Source organism: Kordiimonas lacus (assembly GCF_001550055.1).
Classification (GTDB): Bacteria; Pseudomonadota; Alphaproteobacteria; order Sphingomonadales; family Kordiimonadaceae; genus Kordiimonas; species Kordiimonas lacus.
Window position 1 is genome coordinate 381,189 of the sequence record NZ_LRUA01000002.1, and the last position, 16,756, is coordinate 397,944.

A 16,756-nucleotide genomic window follows, 5' to 3' on the forward strand; every position below is an offset into this window, starting at 1 on the left:
TTTATCCCGCCCCCGCGACTGTCATTCCTTCAACCCGGAGGGTCGGCGCGTTGATGCCGTACCGGAATGACAAGTCTGATGCTGGCACAAGATGCCTGAACATTTCCTTAAGGTTGCCGGCAATGGTGAATTCGCTGACTGGCTCAGCCAGTTCGCCGTTCCTGATACGGAAGCCCGCGGCACCGCGGCTATAGTCGCCTGTCACGCCGTTCACACCCATGCCAATCAGCTCGGTGATATATACGCCGTCCTTGATGTCGGCGATCAGCTCCGAAGGGCTCAGCTCGCCTGGTGCCATATAGAGGTTGCTGTGCGAAATGCCGGGGGCAGAGGACGTGCCGCGGCTGGCGTGCCCTGTTACCTCAAGGCCCAATTGGCGCGCGGTGGCAGAATTCAGCATCCAAGTTTGCAGGATGCCGTCCTCCACAATGGCGCATTTATGCACACTGACACCTTCGCCATCAAACATGCGGGAACTGAGGCCACGCATCTTCAGTGGGTCATCAATGATAGTGATGCCAGGCGCGAATATCTGTTCGCCCATCTTGTCCTGCAGGAAGCTGCTTTTCCGTGCGATGGAGCCACCGTTGATGGCGCCTGACAGGTGATTGAGAAAAGACTTTGACCAACGAGGGTCATAGACAACAGGCATCTGCCCGCTGGCCATTTTGGCAGCACCCAGCCGCTTCACGGCACGCTCGCCCGCTTCTGTGCCCACCCAGGAAGCGCTTTCAAGGTCACTAAAATGGCGGGCCGACGTGAATTCATAGTCACGCTCCATGCCCGTGCCCTCACCCGCGACGGCGGAGGAGGAAATGGAGAAGCTGGAACCCTGATAGTGGCCTGAGAAGCCGTGGCTTGTGACGAGAGAGATGGCCCAGCTGCTGGCGCTTGCGCCCGCACCAGATGAGTTGGTCACGCCTTCGACCGCCCTTGTGGCATCCTCGGCTTCGCGCGCCAGGTCGGTCAGTTGTTCCGCCGAGACTTCTGTGCTGTCAAAAAGGTCCAGCTCTGCCATCGGGCCGGTGTGCAGCCTGTCTTCCGGTGCCAGGCCGCAGTAGGCATCCTCAGGCACAGCTTTGGACATGGTGATGGTGCGCTCAACAAGGGCTTTCAGGGCGGCCGGCCGGCGGTCACTGGTGGACACCATCGCCTGCTTTTTACCAATCATGACACGAAGGCCGATGTCCTCGCCCTCAGACCCGTCCACATCCTCCAAGTTGCCTTCGCGCCAGGACACGCTTTTTGACCGGGCGTCGACCGCAACGGCGTCGGCAGCATCGGCACCGGCCTTTATCGCATTCGTGACAAGGTCCTGAAGCAGGTTGAGGGTAGTGTCGGTCATGAAAAGTCCTTGGAAAAAGCCTGTAAAAACATGGACGCCAATAAGCCATAGAAAGCGCTGGTGTTCAATGTTGTTCTGGCTTGGCTGCCATCAAAACCTCAGGATAGATGCTTCTCGAAAAATGCCAGCGTGCGGGTCCAGGCCAGTTCGGCAGCTTCAGGGTCATAGCGGGCTGTGGTGTCATTGTGAAAGCCGTGGTTGGCACCTGCGTACATATGCATCTTGTACGCCTTGCCATTGGCCTTCAGCGCCGCCTCATAATCGGGCCAGCCCGCATTCACGCGCGTGTCCAGTTCGCCAAGATGAATCATGAGCGGGGCATTGATGCTCGGCACTGCCTCGGCTGGTACACCGCCGCCATAGAAGGGCACGGCGGCTTTGAGCGTCGGCAGCTCTGCGGCCAGCCTGTTTGATACGCTGCCGCCAAAGCAGAAGCCCACGCAGCCCACATTGCCCGTGCAATTGGGGTGCGCCTGAAGGAAGCCAACGGCTGCTTTGAAGTCCTCGACCATCTTGTCGCGGTCGCGCTGGCGCTGCATGGTGCGGCCATCGTCGTCATTGCCGGGGTAACCGCCAAGGGGGTAAAGCGCATCGGGCGCGAATGCGATATAGCCCGCGGTGGCCACGCGCCGGGCCACGTCACGGATATAAGGGTTCAGGCCACGATTTTCATGGATCACCACCACGCCCGGGCGCTTGTTCATGTCGCTGGCGTCCACCGGGCGCACCAGATAGCCCATCATGTCACCCGCGCCCATAGGGGACGGGTAGGGCACATCTTCGCCCACAATGCGCGGATCATCGGGCTTTACCTGTTCCGCCAGCGCATAGTTGGGCATGAGGCTGTTAGCCAGCGCTGCCACGGTCAGGCCGCCAATCGCCAGACGGCCAAGACGTGCCATGAAGGTGCGGCGATCAATAAAGCCGTGGGCATATTTGTCATAAAGGTCCAATGCTGCTTGCGGTGGCGTTGTGCGAGTGTTGACCATGACGTCCTCCTGTCCCCTGAAATTGTGCCCAGCTTACCATAACTTCACCAAGGTGCGGTACGGTGTCGCGTGGGTGGCTGGATCAGCCATAAGACTGGAAAATTAGCGGGAAATGGCGTATGACCCGGCCAAATTGGCCGTTAGGCACAAGTGCGAGTGAAGGTAATGACCGAACAAATGATCGTGAACAAAACAGCATCCGGGCGCCGGTCCGAACTGTTGATGCCTGCGGGTAACCTGGAGAAGCTGAAAGCCGCTGTGCTATATGGCGCGGACGCGGTTTACCTGGGCACGCCGGACATGAGCCTGCGCACCAAGTCTGCCTTCTCGCTTGAGGATGTCGTGGAGGGTGTGGAGTTTGCACATGCGCACGGCAAGCGCGTCTACCTGACGCTCAATCTGTTCTCGCACAACAAGGACATCACCAAACTACCACAGTATCTGGAAACCGTCCGCAAGGTGGCGCCTGACGGTCTGATCGTGGCCGACCCGGGCGTGTTCATGTTTGTGAACGACCAGGCGCCGGAGCTCGAACTTCATATCTCCACGCAGGCGAATGTGTGTTCGTGGCAGTCAGTGAAATTCTGGGAAGACCTGGGCGCGGGGCTGGTGGTGCTCGGGCGTGAGGTGTCATTCGAGGAACTTAAGGAAATCCGTGAAAGATGCCCGGATATCAAGCTTGAGGCCTTTGTTCACGGCAGCATGTGCATGACCTATTCGGGGCGCTGTATGCTGTCGAACTTCATGGCGGAACGCGGCGCCAACCAGGGTGCGTGCGCCAATTCTTGCCGCTGGAAATACAAGGTGCATATGCGGCTGAAGGACGGCACGGTGAAGGAGCTGCCTCTGTCGGAAGAGAATCTGGAGCTGTTTGAGTTCCTGATCGAAGAGGAATATCGCCCGGGCGACCTGCTGCCCATCGAGGAAGACCAGCGCGGCACCTACATTCTGAACAGTAAAGACCTCTGTATCATGCCGAAGCTGAATGATCTTTTGAGCATCGGTGTGGACAGCCTGAAGGTCGAAGGCCGGGGCAAAAGCCCTTACTATGTGGCCATGGTGGCGCGGGCTTACCGTATGGCCATCGACGCCTGGTACGATGACCCCGAGGGTTGGTCCGCTGACCCTTACATGAAAGAATTGAGCACAGTACCATCGCGCGGCTATACGATGGCATTCCATGACGGGCGGCTGACCAACTATGCCCACGGGTTTGAGGATACCTATACGCTTGCGGACCATGAATATGCAGGCCTGATCGAGGACGTCACTGATGACGCCTTTATCGTCAAGGTGAAGAATAAGCTGGTGGCGGGCGACGTGGTCGAGTTTGTGCCGCCCAGCGCGCGCGAGCCGATGCTGCTTCGGATCTATGATTATGAGAATGCGGCCAACGGCAAGGTTACCACAGAGGTCCATGCCGGCAACACGCCACTCATTCGCCTGCCGTTCAGCCTGTTTGATCAGGAAACGGCGGAAAGCCTGAAGGCTGATTTCCCGCCCATGACGGTCCTCAGGAAAGAAAAGGCGTTGACGGAAGACCAGTGGGCGCGGTTGAAGCTGGACGCAGAAGCCCAGGCGCTTGAACAGGGCCGGGGCAACGCCGCCGTTTATGAGACGAAGCGTTTGACGCTGCAGGACGCGCTGGACGATCGCCGGTCGGAGCTTAGGCTACGGACTCCTCGTCGGGGCACGGAAGGATGCTGCGGCAAGGGCTGCAATGGTTGTCTTGTGTTCTGGCATGACGACAAATATGCCAAGGCCAGAGACATTCTTGCGAAGAAGAAGCAAGGCGAGATGCTGGCCCGCAAACTGACAGACGAAGACATCGCTGCCCTTGAGGCTATATAAGGCGCCCAGGAAGGCCTGCCCCATAAAGGCCAGTCCGCGGCCTGAGACCTTATTCGCTGCCGCTTGTTTCCGAAAAATATCGAGCAGAACTATCTCGAAATCCGATACCGTCCAGTTGAGCGAGAAGGTGTTCAGCCTTCCCCTGGTCGCCCATAGCGGTATAGATTTGTGCCAGCTTGCTTTTGCCGTCAGGAGAGAGGGTGGCAGTTGTGGTTTCCAAGGCGTTCATGGCCTTGCTCCAAACCATTCTTGCGGCTTCCATCTGGCCGGATTCTGCCAGCAGTTTTCCTTGGGCCAGATGGGTATTAGCATATTGTGTCAGCGCCCCATTCGAACGTAAGTATCCGTCCGATTCATGGTCCAGTGCCGTGATGGTTTTCGCAAGGAGTGCTTGAGCGTCTGCAGTGTTACCTCCACGTACCAACAGCTCGGCCTCAAGAACGGCCACGCGGTAGCTGGTCAAGCGCCGGATGGTCCGGCTATTATCTCTCTCCAGCGCCTCTGTAATCTGAGCTTTACTCTTTTTCAGAGCGTGTGTTGCAAGAGGTACCTGCTCCAATTGCAGCGCCATATTGGCGAGTTCATAGTAAGCTTGCGCAGAATTGCCAAGCCACATGGTATTTTCCGGATCCTTTGCCACCAGGATGTCATACCCTTCGGCAGCAGCTTTCTGGAAAGACAGGGCTTCAGAGAGGTCGCCCCGGATACGGGCAAGGCTTCCCAGATTCTCCAGAGAAATCAAATATCGTCGATAAATGCGATAGTTTTCGGGGTCGCGGGTTGTCAACTCATCATACAGGCTCAGCCGTGCCTTGAAGGCGTCTTCTGCCATTTCAAATTCGCCGGCGTTCACATAGGTGTGCCCTGCATAGTGGTATGCACTGGCCAAATTAGTCAGGGAATCATTGTCATTCTCTCGAAGAGATGCGATCTGTTTATGCAATTCAACGCTTCTCGCATGCATAGGTAAGGCTTCTGTCAGGTTCCCTAGAGGGCCGGCAAGCAGAGATGCCAGGCCCATTAATGCGTCAGCCTCCCGTTCAAGCCATACTGTAGGAATGTACAGGTGCGCTGCGTCGCCGGGAACATATTGACTGGTATTTGCCCGATATTTCCTTATCAGTGCCAATCTTTCCCGATAATCTCGTTCAGCATCCACGAAATGACCCTGCCGGAGGGCCAGATAGCCAGTAAAAAAGAGGTTGTTTTGCAGCCGAAAAATTGCGGCTTCCCGCATTGGGTGATGCTCGTAATATCGCCGAGACACAACCAGGGTCTTGTCGAACATTTCTTTTGCTCGATCGCTTTCCCCCTTCCTGTCCAGAGTCTGCCCCAGCTTTAGCATGGACCCGGTCATTCGGGAAAACCCTTCGTCGCTCAGAGAGTTCAAGTCCTTGTTTTTGAAAAACTCTACTGTCTTACGTGTGAGATTTTCTGCCGCGCTCAGCTCTCCTGCCGCCAGCAGAGAATAATAGGATTCGCTCATCATGAATTTCAGCAGATCTTCAACGTCGTTCTTGTTGGTGATAGCTTCTTGTGTTTTAGCTTCCGCGAGCTTTTGCGCTTGTTTTGCAGCGTCGCGTGCCGTTGACGCCTCATATGTCAGGGCTCCCATAACTGACATCCCGACAATCGAGGCTGCTGCCACCGCAATCATGTTTCTCTGTCGACGCTGTTCGTCGCGGCGAACGAGATCGTTTAACCCCACGCCGATCAAACCGGCGACGATTTTCAGTAGGCCCATGGATCTGCCATCGCCTTCAGCGCGGATGTCTGCCGCCAGGCCTTCCGCTGACAGGCCGCCCCGACTGCCATCAGCGCGGAAGCTGTGCAGGAGGGCTTCGGGGAAGCATTCCTTTTCCGGGTCATCTGCGAACGGCACCCCGTCTACAATCATGCACAGGATGCGCCCGTCACCGTGGGTCTTTTTAAATTCAATGATTTCCCGGTTCACTAGCTTTGACTTGGCTGAGTTGGGTGAACACAGGACAATCAGAAATTCAGATGCTCTCAGGGCTTCAAAAAGCCTGTCGGTCAGCCGGTGAGCAGCAGGCAACTCGTCCCGATCTCTGAAGATGGGTGCCAAACGCGCTGGAACCTCTCCAATTTCGGTCGCGCGACCAACAAGGTTTTTTGGAATGCGATAGGATTCCAGCGATTTCAAGAGCCATTCAGCCCAGGCTTTATCAGCATGGCTATAGCTGATGAAAGCCTTGTACCTGAATTCTGTAACGGACATAGCACCCCCACACTCGTGCATATTCATATGTCGGTCGTAAATATATAAAAAACAACCACTGCGGCCATTTCAGGGCCAATGATTGTTATTGTTGCCAGATTGCGAGGTGTGGCTCAATTCAGGATTGCGTCCCAAATGGCCGTTTTCTGCGGCGTTGAGGTTTGGTTGTCTGTTTACCTAAAATTTTACCTGAGTTTCTGCTGCTTTTCCTGAAATGTCGGAAAGCGTGAATCAAGATAATCTATTGGTGTGTATAAAACGGTATATGGCGGTTCTACGCGACGGGTGTGCCAACGGAAACCGGCTTGCGGGAGAATCTCCTGGAATGGCACCCGACAGGACGCTAATCAGAAGCTGCAAGACCGGGCGCTATTTCTTCCAGATTTTCGGGTTCTCGCCGGGGATGCCCAGGCTTTCCCAAATGGCGTCGACCTTGTCGATCACCTTGTCTTCCATGTAAATCTCGGTGCCCCATTCGCGGTGGGTTTCATTGCCCACCTTGTTGGTGGCGTCCATACCCAACTTGCCGCCCAGGCCGGACTCTGGCGACGCGAAATCCAGATAGTCGATCGGCGTGTTCTCAACCGTTACGATATCGCGCACCGGGTCCATGCGGGTACTGATCGCCCACATCACGTCTTTCCAGTCCCGCGCATCAATATCATCGTCCACCACAATCACGAACTTGGTGTAGACAAACTGCCTGAGAAAGGACCACACGCCCTGCATCACGCGCTTGGCGTGGCCGGCATAGGCTTTCTTGATGCTGACAACCGCGATGCGGTAGCTGCAGCCTTCGGGGGGCAGCCAGAAATCCGTAATTTCAGGGAACTGCTGTTGGAGGAGCGGGATAAACACTTCATTCAGCGCCTCGCCCAGGATCGCAGGCTCGTCCGGTGGTCTGCCGGTATAGGTCGACAGGTAAATCGGGTCTTTCCGCATGGTGATGGCTGTGATGGTAAAGACCGGGAATTTCTCCACGCTGTTATAATAGCCGGTGTGGTCACCATACGGGCCTTCATCGCGGTAATCATCCAGGCTGACATAGCCTTCAAGCACGATCTCAGCGGTTGCAGGCACCTGCAGCGGCACAGTCTTGCAGTCCACCAGCGGTACTTTCTTGCCGCGCAGGAGCCCTGCGAACTGATATTCGCTGAGCGTATCGGGCACGGGCGTCACAGCCGCCAGAATGGTGCCTGGGTCCGCGCCGATGACCACGGCGGCGGGCACAGGCTCGCGCTTTTCGTCTTTCCAGCGCTGATACTGCTGGGCACCGCCTCGGTGCTTCAGCCAGCGCATCAGCGTCTGGTTCTTCGAGAGTTTCTGCATCCGGTAGATGCCCAGGTTATAATTGTCCTGGGCCTTGTCGGACGGGCCTTTGGTGACCACTAGTGGCCAGGTAATGAGGGGCGCAGGCTCGCCCGGCCAGCAGGTCTGGATGGGCAGCCTGTCCAGGTCGATATCGTCGCCTGTCAGTACTACTTCCTGCACCGGCGCTTTCTTGACCTTCTTGGGCTTCATGGACAGAACCTGCTTGGCCAGCGGCAGCAGGCTGATGGCGTCCTTGATGCCACGTGGCGGCTCAGGCTGCCTCAGGAATGCCAGCGTTTCGCCCACTTCCCGCAGTTCATGCGGTTCCCGGTTCATGCCCCAGGCCACGCGCTCAACGGTACCGAATAGGTTCACCAGAACCGGCATGTCGGCTTTTTCGCCGCGTTCGTTCACGACATTTTCAAAGAGGAGGGCAGGGCCGCCCGCATGCAGCACGCGCGTTTGGATCTCCGTCATCTCCAGTTCGGTGGAGACGGGTTCCCTGACGCGCACAAGGCGTCCCTCGGCCTCTAGCCGGTCAATGAAATCTCTGAGCGAATCGTAAGCCATACAAGGGCTTATAGCGAAGCCGCGCGACAGGCGCTATGGTGTTTTTTTGGTTTGATCAATTTGACGCATGCAGGGGGCGAGGAAATGAGTAAAGCAAACGCACATGCCGAAGTGGCGACAGTAGAAGAAACAGCGCCAACGGTTCTGATGCCAAAATGGTTCCAGCGATTGGCGGCTGTGTGCGCCATTGCGGTTCCTGTGGTGATCCCGGTTTCCATGTTCGAGCTTGAAAAACGATCATCGGCCCAGGAGCGGACAGAAAGCGTTGCGTTTGAAATATCAAGCGACGCCATGAAAGGTGTGGCTACCATGCGGGATACGATGATGGTGCTTGAAGATATCATCAGGCTGCATGAAGCAGGCATGGCCGATAAGATAGCGGCTGCAGGGTTTGTTGACAGGTTCCTCAAGCTTCGGGATGAAAGCCGGTTGAAGATCATCAGGACTGGGGCCGAAATCAACGGCCACCTGCTGCGCTTTCACGGCACGATTGATAGCCAAACTCTGGATGCATTTGCGGCAGATGCACGGGCGTCCGTCAACCGATATATCCAGCCTTTCAGTGACTGTGTGAACAAAATGCTGCCGCTGGTGATGGCGGGTGAAAACCCAAAACAGGATTTTGACCAGTGCAAGCTGGCCGACCTTGCTGACGGCCTGATGGCTGCATCCATCGCAGTCAGCCAGGAATCGGTTTCACTGGGATTGCACGGACGCTATGACCCTGAGAAGTTGAGAGACGCAAAGGCAGGCGCCGACAAATCGGGTTGATCATTCGGCTGCTGCCAGCACCTCCTGGGGCGGGGTCTCGGCATAGGGCGTGGTTTCATCGCGGACGAGCGGCCATATCAGCTGCGCGCCGGCGCTCATGGGGGCGAGATTCTCGACCCCGTATTCCTTTGGGTAGCTTCGTGTGATTTTGGCGGTACCAAACAGCACGTCCCAGAAGAACAGCAGGTTGCCGAAGTTACCCTTATAGTTTGTTGCGGGGTCGGCGGCATGTTTGCCGTGGTGGGCGAAATGGGTGGCCGGCGTGCTGATGGTTCGTTCCACCAGCCACATCACGGGCGACAGCCATTTGATGCCATAAAGCTTCGCGTCCCATTTGGTGCTGGAGTGCGCCCCGTAAATCACCAACAGTTTGACGATGATATAGCCCCCATAGATGGGCGCGAGCCCCAGATGGATCAGCGCGCCAGATAGCCACAGAGAGGGCATGAAGGCGTAATAAAGGATGTTGTTCCGGTATACGATGCGGATGCTCATATATTCCGCATTATGGTGCGAGCGGTGCAGGCCGTAAAGCCACGGGAAAGTGTGCGAAGCCCGGTGCCACCAATATTGCGCCATATCATCGAACACCAGCAGAAGCGCTACCCCGGCCCAGATCGGCATGTCCGCCAGCATGCCTTTGGCCTCAGGGGCGATCCAGCCGGTCACATAGGCAGACGCAATGATCACGCTTGGCTGGGTAATTGCCAGCAGGAACAGACCGCAAATCAGCTCGATCCATTTGTCTTCAGGGCGCTCAGTGGGCAGAAATAGCAATTTTGATTGTACGGCCTCAAGCGCTGCGAAGGCGAAAAAGATCGTGAAGATGATCAGCTCATACGGCATTTGGTGCTTCCCTGGTTCCGGCCATCGGCCGGGTTTCCTCAATTCCCGTGACAAAGCATGACGCATGTGGCTGAATAAGAATGTAAAATAGTTTACATTATGGGGTATCCATGAGCTTTGTTTTCAACTTTGGCCTGCCGGGTCTGATGTCGGCGCTGTCGGCTGAGCAGCGCACGCTGCTGGACGGCCTTGGTGTGCGGCAAAGCTACCGGCACAAACAGCATATCCAAAGCCGGGGTGACCAGGACAAGGGCTTTTCCATCATCAAGGAAGGTGCAGTTTGCTTCGGCAAGACAGACCGCGACGGCCGTTTCATCGCGCTCGCCGTTCTGGAGGCAGGGCAATATTATGGTGAGTTCACCGTCTTTGGCGGCCTGCCGCGCAGCCACGATGCCCATGCCCAGGGTGACACAGTCGTCAGCCATATCTCGAAGGCCCGGTTTGACCAGCTGTTGATCGACAGGCCGGATCTTGCGCTGCCGATCATCCGGCTTTTGACGCTCAGGCTCTATCATTCGCTGGAATGGATGGATGATGTCAGGCGATATCCGCTTAAATACCGGTTGGGCAAAACCTTGCTGTCCATGGCGCAGGAGGAAGGGGATGCCACCATCAAGGTCACCCAGTCGGAGCTGGCGGATCTGTTGGGTGTCAGTCGGGTTGCTATTGCGCAAACGCTTGCGGACTACCGTCGGCGCGGCTTTGTCCAGTCTGTCTACGGCGGGGTAAAACTTATCGACCTGCAGGCTTTTCGCGATTGGTTGCGGGCGTTTGTCACCCTTGATCCAGTTGCGCAGATAAGCAGGCAGGGCGTGCCTTAGTTGCCTTTTGGCTTCGGCAGGTAGGCGTTATAATTCGACACGAAATTTTTAGGCAGAGCGCGGTCCATCGTACCGTCCCGAACCATCGACAAGATTGCCGCATCGATGCGCTTGATCAGGGCGGGGGAGACACTCTTAGAAAACACCATGTGGGCCGGCCAGACATAGAAGGGCCGATTAGCATCATATTTGATATTGTCGACGTCGGCTTCCAATATGCCCGCCCGTGTAGTGGTTTCGTCATTGATCCACACATCGGCGCGGCCCTTGGATAGAAGGGTCAGCGCCGAGGCATCTGAATGGGTTTCAAGGATGGCCAGTTCGTCCCTGATGACATTCAAGGGTGGTGGCAGGGTGGTCATGGGGCTTATGACCAGCACCATCTTCCGAATTTCATTCAGCGTATGAGGGATGGTGGTGTTTGTTCGTACGAAGGCATAATCGCGCCGGAATACGATGGGCAGGGAAAGCTGGACAGGCCGTTCATAGCGGAATTTGATCATTGCACCCAATTGGGGCACACCTGCGGCTGCCTCTTCGGTCTGCAATTCCCGGATCATTCGGTTCATCACCATATATTGCAGTTGAAATTCAACGTCCGCACGCTTGCTGACCTCGCGGATGACTTTGGCAAGCGGGCCGTGATTGGCACCATTTTCCCCCTCAAGGAGGCCGGGAAGCGCAAGGTAGTATAGCCGTAGGGTGTCGTCAGCGGCGGCCTTATGGCCAACACTGAAAAACAGACACATAGCAGCAAGACACACCTTGAAGGGGCGGCCCGACACGGCACGTTTCATTCCCTGAGCTTCCCTGAGCTTCCCTAGCTTTTATTGCGCGTACGATAACACATCCAATGCGCCCGCCAAAACGGCAGAGCAAAAAGAGGCTTAAAAGCCGCCTTGATACAATCTAGGGGTGGGAAATGATCCGGTTTGGCGAAATGCCGCCGACATAATAGGCCAGTTCTGCGGGCTCCGAGATGTCGAACAGCAGAATGTCGGCCTGTTTGCCCTCTTCAAGCGTGCCAAGGTCTTGCTCGAGTCCCAGAGCGCGAGCACCGTTCAGGGTGATGCCGCGCAGGGCTTCTTCTGGTGTCATGCCGAAGAGCGTGCAGCCCATATGCAGCATTAGTTGCAGCGACAGGACGGGCGAACTGCCTGGGTTGGCATCTGTGGCCAATGCCATATGCACGCCTGCCTGGCGCATCATCTCAACCGGTGGGCGCTTGGTTTCCTGCAGAACATAAAAGGCGCCGGGCAGCAGGACTGCCACAGTGCCAGTGTCCGCCATCGCGCGCACACTTGTCGCGCTGGCATATTCCAGGTGGTCGGCCGACAAGGCCTGATAGCTGGCGGCAAGCGCACCACCCGATAGGTCAGACAGCTGGTCGGCATGCAGTTTCACGCGGATGCCGTGGGCTTTTGCGGCATCAAACACGCGCGCGGTTTGTTCTGCGCTGAAAGCAATGCCCTCGCAGAAGGCATCGACGGCATCAGCGAGGCCCTCTTTGGCGACGGCCGGGATCATCACATCGCACACATGGGCGATATAGCCGTCTTTGTCGTCCTTAAATTCCGGGGGCAGGGCATGGGCGCCCAGGAAGGTGGTACGCACGCGCAGGCCCACTTCTTCTGCGGCGGCCTTGGCGGCCCGTAGCATCTTCAATTCGTCATCAAGTGTCAGCCCGTAACCCGATTTGATCTCAACCGTGGTCACCCCGTCTGCGGCCAGGCGTTTCAGGCGTTTTACCGCGGAGGCGGTCAGCTCTTCCACGCTTGCAGCGCGAGTGTTTTTGACAGTCGACAGGATGCCGCCGCCCCGGCGGGCAATTTCTTCGTAGGACACACCGTTCAGGCGCTCTTCAAATTCACGGGCACGATTGCCGCCATAGACAATATGGGTATGACAGTCGACAAAACCCGGGAAGGCCCACATATCGTTGCCATCAATTTCCTCGGCCGCGGACAGGCCTGCAGGAAGCTCAGCCATGGGCCCAACAAATGCGAGTCGGCCATCCTTCACACCGATTGCGCCACTTTCAATAGCGCCATAGGGCGCACGGCCATCGGCCATGGTGGCTATGTTTACATTGCGCAATAGCGTGTCAAACATGGGTTTTCCCTCGTTGATCCTCTCCCTGCCTTTTCGATTATCACAAGAATCGATTGACAGAAAGGCTAACCTGTATGAACTTGTATATACAAGTTGGAGGCGGCAATGCAAAAACATTATTTTTCTGAAGGCCTGGTGGGTGGAGACTGGCTCCATGACCTGTGCCTGACTGTCGCGCCAGATGGCATGATTACCGCGCTTGAAAGCGGCAAGAAGGCGCCAGCGGGCAAGCCTGTGCATGGACCTGTTCTGCCGGCGATGCCTAATCTCCATAGTCATGCGTTCCAGCGTGCGTTTGCCGGCCTCGCAGAATTTCGTGAAGCGGGTGCCTCGGATTTCTGGAGCTGGCGTAACGCCATGTATCACTTTGCCCGCCACATGACGCCTGAGGCGGTAGAGGTGATCGCAAGCGCGCTGTATGTCGAGATGTTGAAGGCTGGCTATTCGGCGGTGGGCGAGTTCCACTATCTTCATAATGCGCATGAGGACCAGTCGCTGGCCATGTCAGAGGCGGTTCTGAAGGCAGCGAACGCAAGCGGCATTGCGCTGACACATCTGCCGGTTCTCTATCAGGCATCGGACTTTGGTGGCGAGCTGCCGGTTTCAGGCCAGGCGCCCTTTATCCATTCCACAGATGATTTCACGCGGCTCCTGAAGGTATTGAAGCCGCGCTTTGATGGACGCCACAGACTGGGGCTTACGTTCCACAGCCTGCGCGCAGTGCCGGAAGACAGTTTCGCGCCAGCCATTGACGCAATCGAGACGCTGGATATGAAAGCGCCGATCCACATCCATATCGCCGAACAGACGCGTGAGGTGAATGCATGCGTTGACTGGGCTGATAAGCGCCCGGTTGAATGGTTGCTGGAATCCCAAAATGTGGACGAACGCTGGTGCCTGGTGCACGCCACCCATGTGGTGGAAGCCGAATGGCGCGGCATGGCAGAACGCGGCTGTGTCGTGGGCCTGTGTCCTACAACAGAGGCTAACCTGGGTGACGGTGTCTTCCCGGCGCATGAGTTTGTCAAGGCTGGCGGCCGGTTCGGTGTGGGCTCTGACAGCCACATCAGCATTGATGTGCGCGAAGAACTCAGGCTGCTGGAATATGGCCAGCGCCTTGCGCGGCAGGCCCGCACTGTCTTGACCCATGCAGATGGTGGCCACACGGGCGAGTTCCTGTGGCGGCAGGCAGCCAGGGGCGGTGCCCAGGCATTGGCGCAGCCGGTCGGCGAGATTGCAGTAGGCAAGCGCGCAGACCTGATCGTGCTGGACGGTAAAGCACCCATGTTTGCGGGCGCGGCTTATAGCCAGATTGTGGATGCCTTTGTCTTTTCTGGCCAGCCCGCCACCATCACCGATGTGATGGTGGCGGGCGACTGGGTCATCACTGGTGGCAGGCACGCGAATGAGGATGAAATCTTCGGTCGATACAATGAGACAGTGGGCCGCATTGCCCGCCTGATGGAAGAGGAGGGCGCATGATTCCGGTCCCCAGATACGAGCAGGTCAAGCGCCACATCATGGACGCCATTGAGGCTGGCAGCTATGACGCAGGCGACAAGCTGCCAAGTGAAAATGAACTGGTGCGCGAACTGAATGTGTCGCGCATGACCGTGAACCGGGCCCTTCGGGAACTGACCGAAGAAGGCCATATCGTGCGACGCGCGGGCATGGGCAGCTTTGTTGCAGACCGCCGCATGCGAGGCCACGCTGCAGATATCCTGTCGATCCGCGGTGAGCTTGAAGCCCGGGTCGAGGAATGGTCGGCGGTGGTTCTGTTCCAGGAAGAAATCGCGCTGCCGAAAGATGTGGCAGAGGAAATGGGCCGCACCACAGGTGACAAGGTTTTCTACCTGTTGATCGTGCACAAAGGCGACGACATGCCGATCGAGCTTGAAGAGCGCTGGGTGAACCCCGAGATCGCGCCAGAGCTGCTATCGCAGGATTTCGAAGCGACAACCCCGACCGATTATCTGCTGGCGGTGGCGCCCTTGTTGCGCGCCGAGCATGTTGTGCGCGCTGTAGCGGCAACCCCCAGCGAAAAGCGGCTCTTGGAGGTCAGGGAAGGGTCACCCTGCCTTGAGATCAACCGCCGTACCTGGACCGGTGACCGCGTGGCGTCCTATGCCCGCCTGCTGTACCCCGGCGATAGATATGAATTGACGGCAAGGTTCTCCCCCGTGGGTGCCTCGTCTACCGCATAAAAATACTGTTTCGAGAGAGAAGGGACAAAACCATGAAAAACCGCCCCGATATTCACGCACCGCACGGCGCGGAGCTGACATGTAAAAGCTGGGCCACTGAAGCGCCCATGCGCATGCTGATGAACAACCTGGACCCAATGGTGGCCGAAAACCCCGAAGAGCTTGTGGTTTATGGCGGCATCGGCAAGGCCGCGCGTAACTGGGAATGCTATGAGACCATCATCGCCACCCTGCGCGGCATGGAAGAAGATGAAACCCTCTTGGTGCAGTCGGGCAAGCCTGTAGGCGTGTTTAAAACCCACACGGACGCACCGCGCGTTCTGATCGCCAACTCAAACCTTGTGCCGCACTGGGCGACGTGGGAACATTTCAACGAGCTCGATAAAAAAGGCCTGATGATGTACGGCCAGATGACGGCGGGATCGTGGATTTATATCGGCAGCCAGGGCATCGTGCAGGGCACCTACGAGACATTCGTTGAGATGGGCCGCCAGCACTTCGGCGGTGACCTCTCCGGCAAGTGGATACTGACAGCTGGCCTTGGTGGCATGGGCGGCGCGCAGCCGCTGGCGGCCACCATGGCAGGCGCAAGCTGCATGGCCATCGAATGCCAGGAAAGCCGCATCGATTACCGTCTGAAGACCGGCTATCTGGACACCCGCGCCGACACGGTAGAGGAAGCGCTCCAGATCATTGAAAAATCGCACGCGGAAGGCAAAGCCATCTCTGTTGGTGTGCTCGGCAACGCCGCTGAAATCCTGCCGGAGATGGTAAAGAAGGGCATTCGCCCCGACGCGCTGACAGACCAGACTTCGGCGCACGACCCGGTGAACGGCTACCTGCCGATCGGCTGGACGGTTGAAGAGTGGTTTACCAAGCGCGAGACGGACCCGGCAGCCGTTGCGGCTGCATCAAAGCCGTCGATGGCGGTGCATGTACAGGCGATGCTTGACTATCACGCCATGGGCGTGCCCACGGTTGATTACGGCAACAACATTCGCCAGGTGGCGTTTGACGAAGGCGTGAAGAATGCCTTCGACTTCCCGGGCTTCGTGCCTGCCTATATCCGCCCGCTTTTCTGTCAGGGCATCGGCCCGTTCCGCTGGGCCGCGCTTTCTGGCGACCCGGAAGATATCTACAAGACCGACCAGAAGGTGAAGGAGCTGATCCCGGACAATCCGCACCTTCATAACTGGCTTGACATGGCGCGTGAGCGCATCCAGTTCCAGGGGCTGCCGGCACGGATTTGCTGGGTTGGCCTTGGTGACCGCCACCGTCTGGCGCTCGCGTTCAATGAGATGGTCAAGAACGGTGAGCTGAAGGCCCCTGTGGTGATCGGGCGTGACCATCTGGACAGCGGCTCTGTGGCGAGCCCGAACCGCGAAACGGAAGCCATGATGGACGGCTCAGATGCTGTGTCCGACTGGCCGCTCCTGAATGCCCTGTTGAACACTGCGTCGGGTGCCACGTGGGTCAGCCTCCACCACGGTGGCGGCGTGGGCATGGGCTTCAGCCAGCATTCGGGCGTCGTGATCCTGTGCGACGGCACAGAAGCAGCCGCCAAGCGTGTTGGCCGCGTGCTGTGGAATGACCCCGCTACGGGCGTGATGCGCCACGCGGATGCGGGCTATGATATCGCCAAGAATTGTGCACGCGAGAAGGGCCTGAACCTTCCGATGCTCGACAAGTAGAGAGTG

General features: G+C 57.4%; 13 protein-coding genes. 6 read left to right on the plus strand and 7 right to left on the minus strand.

Features of this window, described 5'->3' with window-relative positions:
* Position 1: 1 nt before the first annotated feature.
* Both KORLAC_RS02930 and KORLAC_RS02935 read right to left on the minus strand, forming a co-directional pair.
* Positions 2-1,345, minus strand: coding sequence for a TldD/PmbA family protein (locus KORLAC_RS02930; RefSeq protein ID WP_068302669.1), 1,344 nt, complete (start codon positions 1,343-1,345; stop codon positions 2-4).
* 98 nt (positions 1,346-1,443) lie between these two features.
* Positions 1,444-2,334, minus strand: coding sequence for a dienelactone hydrolase family protein (locus tag KORLAC_RS02935; RefSeq protein ID WP_068302670.1), 891 nt, complete (start codon positions 2,332-2,334; stop codon positions 1,444-1,446).
* A gap of 165 nt (positions 2,335-2,499) precedes the next feature.
* On the opposite strand from KORLAC_RS02935, the gene KORLAC_RS02940 reads away from it, so the two are divergent.
* Positions 2,500-4,185 carry a U32 family peptidase gene (locus KORLAC_RS02940; protein ID WP_206594844.1) on the plus strand — a complete coding sequence of 562 codons (1,686 nt, stop codon included), beginning with the start codon at positions 2,500-2,502 and terminating at the stop codon, positions 4,183-4,185.
* Positions 4,186-4,234: 49 nt separating this feature from the next.
* On the opposite strand, the gene KORLAC_RS02945 is transcribed toward KORLAC_RS02940, so the two are convergent.
* A complete protein-coding gene (locus KORLAC_RS02945; protein WP_068302674.1) occupies positions 4,235-6,424 on the minus strand; it encodes a toll/interleukin-1 receptor domain-containing protein in 2,190 nt (729 codons plus the stop codon).
* A 369-nt stretch (positions 6,425-6,793) separates the two neighbouring features.
* Positions 6,794-8,305 carry a UbiD family decarboxylase gene (locus KORLAC_RS02950; protein ID WP_068302677.1) on the minus strand — a complete coding sequence of 504 codons (1,512 nt, stop codon included), beginning with the start codon at positions 8,303-8,305 and terminating at the stop codon, positions 6,794-6,796.
* Between the two features lie 84 nt (positions 8,306-8,389).
* Between KORLAC_RS02950 and KORLAC_RS02955 the strand changes: the two genes are divergently transcribed.
* Complete coding sequence (locus tag KORLAC_RS02955) at positions 8,390-9,076, plus strand: hypothetical protein (RefSeq protein WP_068302679.1); 687 nt, start codon at positions 8,390-8,392, stop codon at positions 9,074-9,076.
* Here the strand turns inward: KORLAC_RS02955 and KORLAC_RS02960 are convergent, their stop codons facing one another.
* The gene (locus tag KORLAC_RS02960; protein ID WP_068302682.1) at positions 9,077-9,922 is read right to left on the minus strand and encodes a sterol desaturase family protein; all 846 of its coding nucleotides are present in this window, start codon (positions 9,920-9,922) and stop codon (positions 9,077-9,079) included. It abuts the gene before it with no gap.
* A gap of 110 nt (positions 9,923-10,032) precedes the next feature.
* On the opposite strand from KORLAC_RS02960, the gene KORLAC_RS02965 reads away from it, so the two are divergent.
* Entirely contained in the window at positions 10,033-10,743 is a 711-nt protein-coding gene (locus KORLAC_RS02965) for a Crp/Fnr family transcriptional regulator (RefSeq protein ID WP_068302685.1), read from the plus strand.
* Here KORLAC_RS02965 and KORLAC_RS02970 read toward each other — a convergent pair.
* Both KORLAC_RS02970 and hutI read right to left on the minus strand, forming a co-directional pair.
* Positions 10,740-11,540, minus strand: a complete 801-nt coding sequence (locus tag KORLAC_RS02970) for a substrate-binding periplasmic protein (protein ID WP_068302688.1) — start codon at positions 11,538-11,540, stop codon at positions 10,740-10,742. The genes KORLAC_RS02965 and KORLAC_RS02970 overlap by 4 nt on opposite strands.
* 112 nt (positions 11,541-11,652) lie before the next feature.
* Entirely contained in the window at positions 11,653-12,855 is a 1,203-nt protein-coding gene (hutI, locus tag KORLAC_RS02975; protein ID WP_068302691.1) for an imidazolonepropionase, read from the minus strand.
* A gap of 105 nt (positions 12,856-12,960) precedes the next feature.
* Here hutI and KORLAC_RS02980 point away from each other — a divergent pair, with 105 nt between their 5' ends.
* The 3 genes from KORLAC_RS02980 to hutU are packed head-to-tail and all read left to right on the plus strand — an operon-like array spanning position 12,961 to position 16,750.
* Positions 12,961-14,337 (plus strand): formimidoylglutamate deiminase, encoded by a 1,377-nt coding sequence (locus KORLAC_RS02980; protein WP_068302696.1) that lies wholly within the window; start codon positions 12,961-12,963, stop codon positions 14,335-14,337.
* The gene (hutC, locus tag KORLAC_RS02985) at positions 14,334-15,059 is read left to right on the plus strand and encodes a histidine utilization repressor (RefSeq protein WP_068302700.1); all 726 of its coding nucleotides are present in this window, start codon (positions 14,334-14,336) and stop codon (positions 15,057-15,059) included. The genes KORLAC_RS02980 and hutC overlap by 4 nt, the downstream gene beginning before the upstream one ends.
* A gap of 32 nt (positions 15,060-15,091) precedes the next feature.
* Positions 15,092-16,750, plus strand: a complete 1,659-nt coding sequence (hutU, locus tag KORLAC_RS02990; RefSeq protein WP_068302702.1) for a urocanate hydratase — start codon at positions 15,092-15,094, stop codon at positions 16,748-16,750.
* Positions 16,751-16,756 lie beyond the last annotated feature (6 nt).

Excerpts from the sequence above, each read along its gene's own strand:
- KORLAC_RS02930 (WP_068302669.1), bottom strand. The coding sequence starts at position 1,345 with ATGACCGACACTACCCTCAACCTGCTTCAGGACCTTGTCACGAATGCG.
- KORLAC_RS02935 (WP_068302670.1), bottom strand. The coding sequence starts at position 2,334 with ATGGTCAACACTCGCACAACGCCACCGCAAGCAGCATTGGACCTTTAT.
- KORLAC_RS02940 (WP_206594844.1), top strand. The coding sequence starts at position 2,500 with ATGACCGAACAAATGATCGTGAACAAAACAGCATCCGGGCGCCGGTCC.
- KORLAC_RS02945 (WP_068302674.1), bottom strand. The coding sequence starts at position 6,424 with ATGTCCGTTACAGAATTCAGGTACAAGGCTTTCATCAGCTATAGCCAT.
- KORLAC_RS02950 (WP_068302677.1), bottom strand. The coding sequence starts at position 8,305 with ATGGCTTACGATTCGCTCAGAGATTTCATTGACCGGCTAGAGGCCGAG.
- KORLAC_RS02955 (WP_068302679.1), top strand. The coding sequence starts at position 8,390 with ATGAGTAAAGCAAACGCACATGCCGAAGTGGCGACAGTAGAAGAAACA.
- KORLAC_RS02960 (WP_068302682.1), bottom strand. The coding sequence starts at position 9,922 with ATGCCGTATGAGCTGATCATCTTCACGATCTTTTTCGCCTTCGCAGCG.
- KORLAC_RS02965 (WP_068302685.1), top strand. The coding sequence starts at position 10,033 with ATGAGCTTTGTTTTCAACTTTGGCCTGCCGGGTCTGATGTCGGCGCTG.
- KORLAC_RS02970 (WP_068302688.1), bottom strand. The coding sequence starts at position 11,540 with ATGAAACGTGCCGTGTCGGGCCGCCCCTTCAAGGTGTGTCTTGCTGCT.
- hutI (WP_068302691.1), bottom strand. The coding sequence starts at position 12,855 with ATGTTTGACACGCTATTGCGCAATGTAAACATAGCCACCATGGCCGAT.
- KORLAC_RS02980 (WP_068302696.1), top strand. The coding sequence starts at position 12,961 with ATGCAAAAACATTATTTTTCTGAAGGCCTGGTGGGTGGAGACTGGCTC.
- hutC (WP_068302700.1), top strand. The coding sequence starts at position 14,334 with ATGATTCCGGTCCCCAGATACGAGCAGGTCAAGCGCCACATCATGGAC.
- hutU (WP_068302702.1), top strand. The coding sequence starts at position 15,092 with ATGAAAAACCGCCCCGATATTCACGCACCGCACGGCGCGGAGCTGACA.